The following is a 12,751-nucleotide window of genomic DNA, read 5'->3' as shown; positions in this document are numbered from 1 at the left end:
AGGAGATCAGAGGAGAAGATCATTTCGGGCGGGAAGCGCGAGGGGAACGCTCGCAATGACATCCCACCGGTACGCCGTGTCCTCGCGCCGCAGTTCCACCAGGTCGACCGAGCTGATGTGCAGGCTGACGGATTCGAGATCCCGTAGCGGGGCGAGGAAGGTGCCGACCACGAATGCCGAGCGTCTCTTGTTGTTGTAGGAGACCCCGAGATGCGGCCGGAACTGGCGGGTGGGGAAGCCTCCGGGGAGTCCGGCGGCACTCGTGGCGTTCGTTAGGGCCTGGTGGAGGCTGACCAGGGCTCGCCACGGGGTGACGGTGAAGCGGGCGGCTCCGTGCGAGGCGGTGAGCGGATGGGCCCGGATGGCGAAGGGCCCGGGGAGAGTCCCGGCCGCCGCGGTGGCGAGCCGCTCGGCGTGCTCGCGCCCGACCTCGAAGGCATCACCGATCTTCGGCATGGTGATGTGGAGACCGTCCTCGGGCACGTCATCCATGCCCAGCGGGGCCAGCGCCTCCTGACACCGGCGGGCGAGCTTCATCAGGTCGGGCGCTTCGGGGAAGGACAGCATCCAGTAGTAGGCGCGATAACCCTCATGCCATCGGTCGTGGTCCCAGTGGTCTTTCATCCAGTCGAGCTGTTCGAACGCTCGACGATCATTGGAGATGATCACCTCGGGGTCATCCAGATCCGATGGCGGGGTGGCAGGAAAGGACCGCTCGTCTGCGGCGAGAGGAAACGTCATCAAGCGATTCCTAGGTGTCGTCAGTGACGATACGCGTGAGCGGTCCGGTACCCCAATGTCTCAGGTACTGGCGGAAGGCGGCGGCCTCGCTGTTCTTCGCCCACCGGCCAGCCTGGCGAGCGAGTTCCCGGGCTCGCTGGCTCACGGATCGGATCGGTGCCTCCGCCGTCACCACCAGGGCCTCCCGGCCGAGGGCCATAGCGCGCTCGACCTCTGGAGAGGGCTGGGCCAACAGGGCGCTTGCGACATCCAGACGCACCAATGCCTTACTCCACCGCGAATCTGAGCCTTCAACCAGCTCGTCTACCTGATCAGCGTAGTGGAGGACCTGCGCGGGTTTGCCCAAGGACAGGAACGCGGTAGCCGCGTTCGCCGTCGTCCGGGCCGGGCTGTAGGGATCGAAGGCGATACACGAGGACATGCCGACCGGTAGACCTTCGGTCCGGTCGGAGAGCGCCAGCGCTTCACGATCATCCGCTCAGCGTCCCCTCCGCGACCCTGGATGCGGGCCAGTGCGCGAGCCCGACCGTTGATCAGAAGCCTGATCGCCTGAGGGCTGGACGGGTCGAGGGCCGCGCCAGCGGAGGCGGCCGCGTCCGCTTCGTCATAGTGGCCCTGGTAGTACAGCCCGAACGAACGCGTCCCCAAGACCCACATCTGAAGCTCGACGTGGTCCGCTTCCCCTGCCAGCATGGCCGCTTCCGTGGCGTAGGCATCGGCGAGCACGGAACGTCCCATGTTCACGGCCATGTAGGACAGCAGCCCGGAGACCTGAGCGGCCAGCACGAACAGCTCGCGTCGCTGTGAGGGTGACTGCCGTCCGCGCAATAGGTTGTGCAGGGTCATCCTCAACCCTCGCATGTCGCCCACGAGAGGCCAGGGCCCCTGACCCTCGTATGTAGCGACCACGTGCTTGATGGAGTTCCGGGCCGTCCCCAAGACTGCGTGATCGACATTGGATGCGATGAGAGACCGGGCGTGAGCGACAATGCTCATCGGATCCTCGTCCGATTGGCACCCGCCGATTCTCCTCCGCATCCGAGTTGGAATCTGCGGTGTTTGGCCGAGCCTCAGCCAGAGCCCAGACCCGCCGGTAGAGCTCGGCGTATATCGAGCCAGGCTGATGGCTTCCACTCTCGTGGAAACGTATCTCGCGAATGATCGAGCTACGTGAGGGAAGCTGTTTGCGGGTCGCGGTGTCCGCGGCCAGTTCCAGACGTCGGGCCAGCTCGTTCTGTGTCCAGCAGAGGTGAAGTCTCCTGCTGCATGTCGTCGGCCCAGGCGGGCCGTGCCGCTCTGTTACTCATATCCGGGGATCACCTCAGCGGCGGTTCCTGCGGGTTCTCCTGCAACCTCCTCCAGTCTCCCCATGAAACTCCTATTTCGCAGGAGTTCATGACCACGTCCAGCCCCGCCGCCTGCGCCCGGAGCGCGGCCGGGACGTCGATCACGTTGAGGGGTGACCAGACCGCCTTGGCGTGGCACGCTATGGCCTGGTCGATCACCTCTCCGGCGTACTCGGAGCGCCGGTAGACGGCCACCACGTCGATGGGCACGGGGAGGTCGGCGAGAACACCCGGTATGCCCGGAATCATCCTCAACAGCGCAGCCGCGGTGCCAGCCCAGCGTAGTCGGGAACCCGGTCGAGGTACGCCTCCGTCGCGAACGCGATGAACCGGTCAAGGTCCGCAGCGTTGGACGCCAACCCCAGGGATACCCGCACAGCGCCGCCGCTGGGGAGCCCCAGGGCGTGAAGGTAGTCGTCGAGGGTCAAGTCGGCGTGGAAGTAGGGCCCAGCCAAGAGGGATTCGTCGATGGCGAAGGCTCGTTCACCTGCGCCGGGGTTGCAGAAGCACCCGGTGCGTAGGGAGATGCCGGCGGCAGCCGAGGCTCGGGCCACATCACGCTCGTCGATAACGTCGCCGTCGGGGGTCCGGAAGTTGAAAGTGACCGTGGCGCCGCGGTCACGCGTGTCCATAGGGCCATAGATACTGACGAAAGGAGCGCCGTTGCGGTGGCGGAGGGCGGTGAGCCGATCCAGGAGGATGCCAGTCAGCCGCGTGACGTGGTCATGGATGGCGTCGATGCCGATGCTCGCGATCCAGCTGAGGCCGATTTCGACGTCGGGGATGGAGAGGAAGTTGAGGGTGCCGTCCTCGAAGGCGCTCTCGTCCTCGTTGAAGACGTGCCAGTTGCCGTACGCGCTGACGGCTTTGATCGTTCCACCCGCGAACCATGGCCGGATAAGTCGCGACAATGCCTCGCGGCGGGCGATCAGGCAGCCGACGCCGGTCGGGTAGCCGAAGATTTTGTACCAGCTGACCGGCACGAAGTCGGGATGGATCTCGCTGAGGTCGAGACGGTTGGCGGGCACGAAGGCGGCGGCGTCGAGCAGCACGTCGTAGCCCCGCGCCCGGGCTTCGGTGACCCATCGAAGCGGGTGCTGCACCCCGGTGAAGTTGCTCTGCGCGGGGAAGGCGAGCAGCCCTCGGGCCCCATCCAGCGCGTAGAGCAGTTCTCCTTCGTCCACTCGCAGCTCAGGGCTGACCATGCCTACGGCTGTGACCTCAGCGCCACGCGCTCGCGCGTACTCCCGAATGCCGTTGACCGAATTGTGGTTATCGCTGGTCAGCACAAGCCGGGCGTCCGGCCCGAAAGCGTAAGCCTCCCCTACCAACCGGCAGGCTCCGGTGGCGTTCGAGGTGAAGATCACCGCGTACTCGTCGGGTGCGGCGTTGAAATAGGCGAGGATGGCCGCCCGGGTGCGATCCACCAGTGCGGTCGCCGCGCTGGAGGTGGGATTCTCCGAATGCGGATTCCCGTAGCATCCGTCGATGACACGTTCGGCGTGGGCGCGGATCTGGTGCCGCGAGGGCAGCCCTGACCCCGTGTAATCGAGGTAGACGTGCCCCCTCGCGTCGAGATAGGAGTATTCGGCGTCCCGTAGGTCCACCAATCCGAGCTTTACGGACATATGCTCCCCAAGCGTCCGTGAATGCATCAATACCACTAATATCAGCTCGAATTGGTGCAATTTGCTTACTACAGGGTGATACCTAGCTGGACTCCCTCACCACCAGTTCCGTAGGCATGATCACCGGATCCGTCGATCCGCCCTCGAACAGGCCGAGCAGCTGGCTGACCACCGCCAGCGCCTGAGCGGCCATCGGACTACGCACCGTCGTCAACGGCGGATCGGTGTAGAGCGCCGCCTCGATGTCGTCATATCCGACCACCGCGACATCGTCCGGCACCCGCCGCCCGGCCTGCCGCAACGCGCGCAACGCCCCGATCGCCATTAAATCGTTGGCCGCGAACACCGCGTCCAGCCCCGGATCATCCTCAAGCAACTGGCGCATCGCCTGATCACCGGAAACCCGGGTGAAGTCCCCGACCGCGATGATCGACCGCCGCCCGGTGTCGCGAAGCGTGTCCCGATAGCCGGTCAGGCGGTCCTGCGCCGCGATCATGTCCAGCGGCCCGGAGATCGTCGCGATCCGCCGCCGCCCGCGCCCCAGCAGGTGCCGCACCGCCTGCGCGGCCCCGTCATAGTTGTCGTTGTCCACATACGGCACCGAAGGCGCCGACACCGGCTTCCCGAAGGACGCGATCGGCAACCCCATCCGCACCAGAGCCGCCGGCAGCGGATCGGCGCCGTAGAAGGACACCAGCATGACCCCGTCCACGTGCCCGGCGGCGATGTACTCCTGGACGCGCAACCGGCTCTCGTCCGAGGCCGCCAGCATCAGAACGACCTGCTTGCTGGCCGCCTCCAAGGCCCGGCTGGCGGACCGGACTACAGCGGAGAACATCGGATCGTCGGAGAACAGCCCGGCGGGCGGGTCGGAGACGATGAGCGCGATCGAGTTGGTCCGCTGGGTGACCAGGCTGCGCGCGACCGAGTTGGGCACGTAGCCCAGCTCGTTGACCGCGCGCAGCACGACCTCGCGAAAATCCGGAGTGACCGTCGTGTCGCCGTTCACGACCCGGGAGACGGTCGACTTGGACACACCGGCCCTGGCGGCGACCGCCTCCAAGGTAGGACGTTTCATGCAATTCCGTTTCGCTGGATGACCCCGCGATACCACAGCGCGCTGTCCTTGAGCAGGCGGCGCTGGGTGCCGTAGTCGACGCGGACGATGCCGAACCTCAGGTGGTAACCCTCGGCCCATTCGAAATTGTCCAGCAATGACCAGACGAGGTAACCCCGCAGATCCGCTCCCGCCTCGATGGCGGCGTGCGCGGCGCGCAGGTGGCCGTCCAGGTACGCTACCCGGTCGGCGTCCGGGACCCGGTCGCCCACCACGACGTCGTCGAACGCGGCGCCGTTCTCGGTGACGATCAGCCCGACTTCGGGGTAGTCCTGGCTTAGCCGTACGAGCAGGGAGGAAAGCCCTGACGGGATGATGGGCCAGCCCATCGCGGTGGACGGCACGTCCAGGCTGGCGAAGCCGATGCCCTCCGAGCCCGGGTATGCCTCGTTGGCCGGAGTGCCCGGGGCCGCCTCGACGATGCACGGGTTGTAGTAGTTGATCCCGAGCAGGTCGATCGGCTGCTTGATGATCGCCAGATCGCCGTCCTTGATGTGGTCGAGGCCGCCGTGCCGGGCCGCGATCTCCAGCACCTCCGGCGGGTAGGTCCCGCGCAGGGCCGGGTCGATGAACTGCCGGTTGAGCAGGGCGTCGATCCGGCCGACCGCCTCCCGGTCGACGTCGGAGATCTCCGCCGCGGGGTCGAGCGCCTGCGCGGGCGTCACCACCGGCGCCAGGTTGAGGGTGAGCGCGAGCTCCCCGGTCAGCGCCTGCGCGGCCAGACCGTGCGCGAGCAGCAGGTGGTGTGTGGCCTTGAACGCGTCCGCCTCCGACTGGCGCCCCGGCGCGTGCACCCCGCTGCAGTAGCCGAGGAACGCCGACACCCACGGTTCGTTCAAGGTGGTCCAAGTCCGCACCCGATCCCCAAGCCGCGCATGTACGGCTTGCGCGTAATCACCGAACCGGTAAGCCGTATCCCGATTGGCCCACCCACCCCGATCCTCCAGATTCTGCGGAAGATCCCAGTGATAAAGCGTGACATAGGGCGTGATCCCCGCCCCCAGCAACTCGTCCACGAGCTTGTCGTAGAAGTCCAGACCGCGCGGATTGACCGGCCCGGACCCGTCCGGCACGATCCGCGGCCACGCGGTGGAGAACCGGTAGACGCCGAGCCCGAGCCCGGCCATCAACCCGACGTCCTCCCGGTAGCGGTGATAGTGGTCGCAGGCCACGTCGCCGGTGTGCCCGTCGGCCACCCGTCCGGGCGTGCGCGCGAAGGTGTCCCAGATCGACGGCCCGCGGCCGTCCTCGCGCGCGGCCCCCTCGATCTGGTAGGAGGCGGTGGCCGCGCCCCAGATGAAGCCGTCCGGAAAGACCACGGAATGACCCTGTGTCGAGGGCTCGACCTTCCCGTGCCCCCGAGTCTCGATGGTCGACGTCATCCCTTGACCGCTCCCTGCATGATTCCTCCGATGATGTGTTTGCCGAGCAACGCGAAGACGAGGACCAGCGGCAGCGTGCCGAGTGCCGTACCGGCCAGGCCCATCACGTAGTCGTTGACGTAACCCGCGGCGAGCGTGGACAGGGCCACCTGCACGGTCGGGTTCTCCGGGGTGAGCACGAGCAGCGGCCACATGTAGTCGTTCCACGCGTTCATGAACGTGAGCATGCCGAGCACGGCCGCGGCCGGCCGGGCTGCCGGGAAGACCACGTGCCAGACCAGGCCCCAGGTGGTGCAGCCGTCCACCCGCCCCGCCTCCAGCAGTTCGGTGGGCAGCGCGCGGGACAGGTACTGCGTCATGAAGAAGACGCCGAACGCGTTGACCAGGCCCGGCACGATCAGCGCGTAGATGCTGCCGGTCCACTCCAGCTTCACCATCAGCATGTAGAGCGGGATCATGCCGAGCAGCGACGGCACCATCATGGTGGCCACGGTGATCAGCAGCAGCGCCTGGCGGCCGCGGAACCGCAGCTTGGCGAACGCGAACCCGGCCAGCGTGGAGAGGAACATCACCGCCACCGCGATGGACCCGGACACGATCACCGAGTTGAGCATGGCCAGCGCGAACGGCACGGTCTCGAAGACCCGGCCGATGTTCTCGAAGAAGTTGCCGCCGGGGATCATCGGCGGCGGCACCTGGGCCAGCGCGGCGTTGTCCCGGGAGGCCACCACGACGCTGAAATACAGCGGCAGCGCGGTGAAGAAGGCGACGCCCAGCAGGGTGAGATAGGTGAGCCGCATGCCCTTCGCAGCCCTCATCGCAGATCCCCCTTCGTCCTGCTGGTCAGCAGGAAGTTGATCCCGGCGATCACGATGATGAACAGGAACATCATCCAGGAGATGGCCGAGGCGTAGCCGAAGTCCAGGCGGGCGAAGTTCTCGTAGATGAACAGCGCCAGCGTCTGGTATTGCCGGTCCTGACCGCCGGTCACGCTGTAGGCGCCGAACAGCAGCGGCTCGGCGAAGATCTGCATGGCGCCGATGGTCGAGGTGATCACCACGAAGATCATCGTCGGCCGGATCATCGGAATGGTGATCTTGCGCAGCTGGGTGAGATTGCTCGCGCCGTCGATGGTGGCCGCCTCATACAGCTCTCTGGGTACGGCCTGCATGGCCGCCAGCAAAATGAGCGCGTTATACCCCGTCCACCGCCACATGATCATGGTCGAGATGGCGATGTGCGAGGTGCCCGTCCCGGCCCGCCAGTCGATCTCCCCAGCCCCGAACAGCGACAACACCCAGTTGAGCAGCCCGAAGTCGCGCCCGAAGAGCTGGCTGAAGATGACCACCACGGCGACCACGCTGGTCACGTTGGGCAGCAGCAGCGTGACCCGGAACAGCGTCTGCGCCCGCAGCGGCCGGTTCAGCAGGTGCGCCAGCCAGATCGCCAGCAGCAGCTGTGGCGCGGTGGACAGGAACCCGATGGACAGCGTGTTGAAGGTGGCGTTCCAGAAATAGGAGTCCTGGACGACCGCGATGAAGTTGTCCAGGCCGAGGAACTCGTGCTCGTCCTGGAGCAGCGTCCACTCGTGCAGGCTGACCCAGGCCGTGTAGAGCAGCGGGAACAGCCCGAAAGCGCAGAACAGCAGAAAGAACGGCGCGACGTAGGCATACGGCGAGCCTTTGACGTCGGCCTGGTAGCGCCAGTGGCGCCCGTTGAACCTGCGCCGTTTCCCGGGGGGACGCGGCGGCGCGGCCGGGCGGTCCGGGGCACGCGTGGCCATACCGGCTCCTTTCTGTGACATTGGCCGATCCTTCGGATCGGCGGGCTTGGCCGCCTTCAGCCTGCGTCTTCCCTCGTCGCTCCGGGCCGCTTCGCGACCCTGCGTTCCTCAGTCCAGACACAGGCGCGGCCAAGCTGTTTCATGGCCGATCCTCCGGATCGGCGGGCTCGGCCGCCTTCAGCCTGCGTCTTCCCTCGTCACACAGGGCCGCTTCGCGACCCTGTGTTCCTCAGTCCAGACACAGGCGCGGCCAAGCCGAACTGGGTGGCCGGGGAGAATGACCGGCCACCCTGGACAGCTACTTGATCTTTTCCGCGTCCGAGACCGCCTGGGCCCAGGCCTCTTCCGGCGCCTGGTTCTGCAGTTCGACCCGGCTCAGGCCGTTGCCCATGGCGAGCAGCACGTCACCGGACTTGGGACCGGTGTGCTGGGGCTTGAGCGCCTTCGCGGCGTCGGTGAAGATCTTGCCGATCGGAGCGTCGCCGAAGTACGGGTTGACGTAGGTGGACACCGCCGGGTCCTCGTACAGGGCGGGCAGGGAGGGCAGCGCGCTGGCGTCCTTCCAGAGGGTGAGCTGGCTCTCCTTGCTGGTCAGGAAGTTGATCAGCTCGGCCGCTTCCTTGGGGTGCTTGCCCTGCTTGGGAGCCATCAGGTGGGTTCCGCCCTGGTTGCCGCCGCCACCGGGCACCGCGGCGATGTCCCAGGTGCCCTCGCCGGGCTTCTGGTCCTTGATCACGCCGGTCTTCCAGGCCGGGCAGACCATGGTGGCGAAGGTGCCCTTGGCGATGCCGGTGGTCCACTCGGGGGTGAACGCGGTGAGCTTGCCGGACAGCTTGTTCTGGATCATCGAGACGCCCATGTCGAAGGCCTTCTTGACGTCCGGGTTGGTCGCCACGACCAGGTTGTTCGAGGCGTCGTAGAAGCCGACCGGAGCCTGCTCGACCATGGCCCGGAAGTGCTCACCGGGGCCGTCGGTGAAGGCGGCGTCCTTCACGCCACCGGCGACGAACTTCTTGCCGGTCTCGACGTAGGCGTCCCAGGTCGGCCACAGGGCCGAGACCTCGTCCCGGTTGCTGGGCAGGCCGGCCTTCTTGAACAGGTCGGGGCGGTAGCACATGGCCAGGCCGCCGACGTCGGTCCCGAGGCCGAGCAGCGTCTTGCCGTCGGCGGCGAGGCCGAGCTGCCACTTCCAGTCCAGGTATTCCGACTGGCGGGAGGTCAGGCCGTAGTCGGCCAGGTTGTAGAACTTGTCCGGCACCTGCTGGAAGGTGGCGATGAACCCGCCCTCGATCGCGACCACGTCGGCCGCGCCCGCGCCGGTGGCCAGCTGGGTGACCAGGTTGTTGTGGTGGTCGTTGAACTGGGACCGGCGCTCGGTGATCGTGACGTTCGGGTGGGTCTTCTTGAACTCTTCGTACAGCGGCGCGTAGTGGAAGTCGCTGAACAGGGCGACGGTAAGGGTGACCTTCTCAGCCGGCTGGGAGGCGGACGCGCCACCGCTGGGGGCCGGGTCCTCGCCACCGCAGGCGGCCAGGAGGGATGCGGCGATCAGGGGCACGACGAGCCGCGTCACGCGGCGGCGAGGGAGAGTGGACATGCCGTTGGAACCTTCCTATTTATGATCATGAAGAGAACGTTCCCTGGAGTGAGGTTGGTCCTGGCTCCGGAAACTTGTCAATGGGTTCCGAGATAACGATCGTCGTGACCTCAAGGGAACGTTCCCCTGATTTTTCCGACATATCCGCATGTCAGCGGGGTGAAATTGCGATCTTCCGGGCCGGGGAAAGCGTTCTCTCGCACGTCTCGCGGGTTTCTCACATGTTAATTCAACACTTGACAGTAGTACTGAATCGCGAGCACGCTCAGTGTCCGAGAGCGCTTCCCCGCACTCGTCGGCCCGGCGCGGCCTGTCCTGGTTTGGTGCTCCGTCGAGGAGGTTCCATGCATGCACGCGTCCGATTAGGACTGCTTGCCGCGTTCGCCCTGGTCGTTACCTACGTTGTGACCGTCCCCGCAGCCGCGGCCGACACCCTGCTTTCCCAAGGCAAGACCGCCACCGCGTCCTCCTCCGAGGCCGCGTTCACCCCCGCCGCCGCGGTGGACGGCAGCACCGGCACCCGCTGGGGCAGCCTGTTCACCGATCCGCAGTGGATCCAAGTTGACCTCGGCATCCAGGCCACCGTCTCGCAGGTCGTGCTGAACTGGGAGGCCGCGTACGCCCGCGGCTTCGAGCTGCAGATCTCCGCCAACGGCACCACCTGGACGAGCATGTACAGCACGACCACCGGAGCCGGCGGCGTGCAAACCATTAACGTGTCCGGGACTGGGCGCTACGTCCGCATGTACGGCACCCAGCGCGCCACCGCCTGGGGTTACTCCCTCTGGGAATTCCAGGTGTACGGCAGCCCGGTCGGCACCAGTGGCTGCGGCACCGCCAACGCCGCCCAGGGCAAGCCCGCCACCGCCTCCTCGACCGAGAGCGCGGCCTTCCCGGCATCGTCCGCGTTCGACGGCAACCCGGGCACCCGGTGGTCCAGCGCGTTCAGCGACCCGCAGTGGGTTCAGGTGGACTTGGGGTCGTCTGTGGCGATCTGTGGGGTCACGTTGAGCTGGGAGCCCGCGTTCGCGAGGGCGTACCAGATCCAGGTTTCCACCAACGGGACGACCTGGACGAACATCTACTCGACCACCACCGGGCCAGGCGGGACCGAGAACCTGAACGTCACCGGGACCGGGCGTTACCTGCGGGTCAACGGCACCCAGCGGGCCACCGCGTTCGGCTACTCCCTCTGGGAGGTCGCGGTCCGCACCGGCTCAGGCTCGTCACCCTCGCCCTCACCTTCCCCGTCGCCCTCGCCCTCTCCGTCGCCTTCCCCGGGCACCGAAGTCCTGCTTTCGTATGGCAAGCCCGGCGTCGCCTCCTCTTCTCAGAGCGACGGGAACTGCTTCGAGTGCATCCCCGCGCGGGCCTTCGACCGTGACCCGGCGAGCCGCTGGGCGACGAGTTCGACGACCGGCTGGGTAGACCCCGGCTGGATTTATGTGGACCTGGGTACGGTCGCGCAGATCAGGCGGGTCGTCCTGCAATGGGACCCGGCCTACGCCCGCGCGTTCCAGATCCAGACCTCCAACGACGCCACCAACTGGACCCCGATCTACACCACCACCACCGGCACCGGCTTCAAGCAGACCCTGAACGTGACCGGCTCCGGACGCTACGTCCGCATGTACGGCACCCAGCGCGCCACCCCCTACGGCTACTCGCTCTGGGAGTTCCAGGTGTACGGCACCGGCGGCGCCCCCATCACCCCGCCCCCGCTCCCCCCGGACCCGCGCAACCCCCCGCAGCTGGTCTGGAGCGACGAGTTCAACGACGCCGCCGGCACCAAGCCCAGCGCGGCCCGCTGGCAGGCCGAAATCGGCCCCGGCGTCAACAATGAGCTGCAGTACTACACCAACCACGACAACGCCTCCACCGACGGAGCCGGCAACCTGGTGATGGAAGCCCGCAGGCAGACCGTGGCCGGCTCGTCCTGCCCCGGCGGCCCGTGCCAGTACACGTCCTCCCGCATCAACACCTACGGCAAGTTCAGCTTCACCTACGGCAAGGTCGAGGCCCGGATCAAGGTGTCCGGCACCACCGGCCTGTGGCCCGCGTTCTGGATGCTCGGCGCCGACTTCTTCGACCAGGGCCGCCCCTGGCCGTACGTCGGGGAGATCGACATCATGGAGCACATCGGCCGCATACCCAACACCACCTACTCGACTATCCACGCGCCCGCGTACTTCGGGGCGGGCGGATTCGGCTCGCCGTACACGATCGCCGGGGACTTCGCCAGCGACTTCCACGTGTACGCGGTGGAGTGGAACAGCACCGGCATGAAGTTCACCATGGACGGCAACACCGTCCACACCGTGGACCGAGCCTCGCTTGAGGCGACCAGAGGGCCCTGGGTCTTCGACCACCCGTTCTTCATCATCCTGAACAACGCGGTGGGCGGCGACTGGCCAGGACCCCCCGACGCGACGACCGTGCTCCCGCAGCGCATGCTCGTGGACTACGTGCGCGTCTACCAGTGACGGCCGGAGGTGCCGGTACGGCCGCGCCGGGCCGTACCGGCACCGAAGGCATAACTACTGCTTGTTGAGCAAGCTCTGGCGGCGGAGCTCCATGTTCTCCGCCAGGGCGTCCAACTGGTCCGCGTTCGCGATCAGCATCGCCACCTCGGCCGGGTCCGTCGGACCTTCGCCGATCTGCTCGCGCAGTTCGCGCGCCTGCCTGCGGAGGCTGGCCAGTTCCTCTTCCACCTGCTGCAACTCGTCCATGGATAGGCCCTACCCAGCGGATGCGGGATCATCTATACCGTGATGAGACCTTGGCTCGCGGTGCCCGTTGTGCTGGTGCTGGGCCTGGGGGTGCGCGCGTTCACCGGCGGTGATTTCGCGAAATATGCCGGGATCGCGCTCTACACGACGCTGATCTACGCGCTGGTGGCCTTCTGGCTCCGGCCTCTTTACGCGGCTTTGACGGCGACAGGGATCAGCTGGGCGGTCGAGTTCTTCCAGCTCACCGGCATCCCGGCGGATTTGTCCGCACATAGCGTCCTGGCCCGGCTGGTCCTCGGCTCCACCTTCAACGCCCCGGATCTCTTCTGGTACGCCGTTGGCGCGGGCTTGGGCGTGGCGATCGTCAAGGGTCGGATGGTAGAAAAGGGGCAGGGCGACGTCTCGCGCCCAACCTCCTGACCGGTGGT

Annotated in this window: 12 protein-coding genes; 2 read left to right on the top strand and 10 right to left on the bottom strand. The window is 66.8% G+C overall.

Annotation, left to right across the window (positions count from 1 at the left end):
* Positions 1–6: 6 nt before the first annotated feature.
* The 9 genes from ABGB08_RS02580 to ABGB08_RS02540 form a co-directional block, all read right to left on the bottom strand.
* Positions 7–741 (bottom strand): 2'-5' RNA ligase family protein, encoded by a 735-nt coding sequence (locus tag ABGB08_RS02580; protein WP_347585728.1) that lies wholly within the window; start codon positions 739–741, stop codon positions 7–9.
* Between the two features lie 303 nt (positions 742–1,044).
* Positions 1,045–1,587, bottom strand: a complete 543-nt coding sequence (locus tag ABGB08_RS02575; RefSeq protein WP_347585726.1) for a hypothetical protein — start codon at positions 1,585–1,587, stop codon at positions 1,045–1,047.
* Between the two features lie 470 nt (positions 1,588–2,057).
* Positions 2,058–2,336: a CoA-binding protein gene (locus ABGB08_RS02570; RefSeq protein ID WP_347585723.1), complete on the bottom strand. Its 279-nt coding sequence runs from the start codon at positions 2,334–2,336 to the stop codon at positions 2,058–2,060.
* 2 nt (positions 2,337–2,338) lie between these two features.
* Positions 2,339–3,715 carry an aminotransferase class V-fold PLP-dependent enzyme gene (locus ABGB08_RS02565; RefSeq protein WP_347585721.1) on the bottom strand — a complete coding sequence of 459 codons (1,377 nt, stop codon included), beginning with the start codon at positions 3,713–3,715 and terminating at the stop codon, positions 2,339–2,341.
* An 82-nt stretch (positions 3,716–3,797) separates the two neighbouring features.
* The gene (locus ABGB08_RS02560) at positions 3,798–4,793 is read right to left on the bottom strand and encodes a LacI family DNA-binding transcriptional regulator (RefSeq protein ID WP_347585719.1); all 996 of its coding nucleotides are present in this window, start codon (positions 4,791–4,793) and stop codon (positions 3,798–3,800) included.
* Positions 4,790–6,214, bottom strand: a complete 1,425-nt coding sequence (locus tag ABGB08_RS02555; protein WP_347585716.1) for a GH1 family beta-glucosidase — start codon at positions 6,212–6,214, stop codon at positions 4,790–4,792. Before ABGB08_RS02555 ends, ABGB08_RS02560 begins: the two co-directional genes overlap by 4 nt.
* Positions 6,211–7,032 carry a carbohydrate ABC transporter permease gene (locus ABGB08_RS02550; RefSeq protein WP_246268983.1) on the bottom strand — a complete coding sequence of 274 codons (822 nt, stop codon included), beginning with the start codon at positions 7,030–7,032 and terminating at the stop codon, positions 6,211–6,213. The genes ABGB08_RS02555 and ABGB08_RS02550 overlap by 4 nt, the downstream gene beginning before the upstream one ends.
* Positions 7,029–7,997 (bottom strand): sugar ABC transporter permease, encoded by a 969-nt coding sequence (locus tag ABGB08_RS02545; RefSeq protein ID WP_347585714.1) that lies wholly within the window; start codon positions 7,995–7,997, stop codon positions 7,029–7,031. Before ABGB08_RS02545 ends, ABGB08_RS02550 begins: the two co-directional genes overlap by 4 nt.
* 298 nt (positions 7,998–8,295) lie before the next feature.
* A complete protein-coding gene (locus ABGB08_RS02540) occupies positions 8,296–9,594 on the bottom strand; it encodes an ABC transporter substrate-binding protein (RefSeq protein ID WP_347585711.1) in 1,299 nt (432 codons plus the stop codon).
* Between the two features lie 344 nt (positions 9,595–9,938).
* Here ABGB08_RS02540 and ABGB08_RS02535 point away from each other — a divergent pair, with 344 nt between their 5' ends.
* Positions 9,939–12,077, top strand: coding sequence for a discoidin domain-containing protein (locus tag ABGB08_RS02535; RefSeq protein WP_347585709.1), 2,139 nt, complete (start codon positions 9,939–9,941; stop codon positions 12,075–12,077).
* A gap of 54 nt (positions 12,078–12,131) precedes the next feature.
* Here the strand turns inward: ABGB08_RS02535 and ABGB08_RS02530 are convergent, their stop codons facing one another.
* Positions 12,132–12,323: a hypothetical protein gene (locus ABGB08_RS02530; RefSeq protein WP_155359295.1), complete on the bottom strand. Its 192-nt coding sequence runs from the start codon at positions 12,321–12,323 to the stop codon at positions 12,132–12,134.
* 42 nt (positions 12,324–12,365) lie between these two features.
* Between ABGB08_RS02530 and ABGB08_RS02525 the strand changes: the two genes are divergently transcribed.
* Positions 12,366–12,743, top strand: coding sequence for a DUF2809 domain-containing protein (locus ABGB08_RS02525; RefSeq protein ID WP_347585829.1), 378 nt, complete (start codon positions 12,366–12,368; stop codon positions 12,741–12,743).
* Positions 12,744–12,751 lie beyond the last annotated feature (8 nt).

This window comes from Acrocarpospora sp. B8E8 (assembly GCF_039871605.1).
GTDB classification, from domain to species: Bacteria; Actinomycetota; Actinomycetes; order Streptosporangiales; family Streptosporangiaceae; genus Acrocarpospora; species Acrocarpospora macrocephala.
Note: the sequence above shows the minus strand (reverse complement) of the source record. Positions and strands in the feature narration are given on the sequence as shown.

Bases quoted from the DNA above. Each gene is read 5' to 3' on its own strand.
- ABGB08_RS02530 (WP_155359295.1), bottom strand. From the start codon at position 12,323: ATGGACGAGTTGCAGCAGGTGGAAGAGGAACTGGCCAGCCTCCGCAGG.
- ABGB08_RS02565 (WP_347585721.1), bottom strand. From the start codon at position 3,715: ATGTCCGTAAAGCTCGGATTGGTGGACCTACGGGACGCCGAATACTCC.
- ABGB08_RS02575 (WP_347585726.1), bottom strand. From the start codon at position 1,587: ATGACCCTGCACAACCTATTGCGCGGACGGCAGTCACCCTCACAGCGA.
- ABGB08_RS02545 (WP_347585714.1), bottom strand. From the start codon at position 7,997: ATGGCCACGCGTGCCCCGGACCGCCCGGCCGCGCCGCCGCGTCCCCCC.
- ABGB08_RS02540 (WP_347585711.1), bottom strand. From the start codon at position 9,594: ATGTCCACTCTCCCTCGCCGCCGCGTGACGCGGCTCGTCGTGCCCCTG.
- ABGB08_RS02535 (WP_347585709.1), top strand. From the start codon at position 9,939: ATGCATGCACGCGTCCGATTAGGACTGCTTGCCGCGTTCGCCCTGGTC.
- ABGB08_RS02525 (WP_347585829.1), top strand. From the start codon at position 12,366: ATGAGACCTTGGCTCGCGGTGCCCGTTGTGCTGGTGCTGGGCCTGGGG.
- ABGB08_RS02580 (WP_347585728.1), bottom strand. From the start codon at position 741: ATGACGTTTCCTCTCGCCGCAGACGAGCGGTCCTTTCCTGCCACCCCG.
- ABGB08_RS02570 (WP_347585723.1), bottom strand. From the start codon at position 2,336: ATGATTCCGGGCATACCGGGTGTTCTCGCCGACCTCCCCGTGCCCATC.
- ABGB08_RS02555 (WP_347585716.1), bottom strand. From the start codon at position 6,214: ATGACGTCGACCATCGAGACTCGGGGGCACGGGAAGGTCGAGCCCTCG.
- ABGB08_RS02560 (WP_347585719.1), bottom strand. From the start codon at position 4,793: ATGAAACGTCCTACCTTGGAGGCGGTCGCCGCCAGGGCCGGTGTGTCC.
- ABGB08_RS02550 (WP_246268983.1), bottom strand. From the start codon at position 7,032: ATGAGGGCTGCGAAGGGCATGCGGCTCACCTATCTCACCCTGCTGGGC.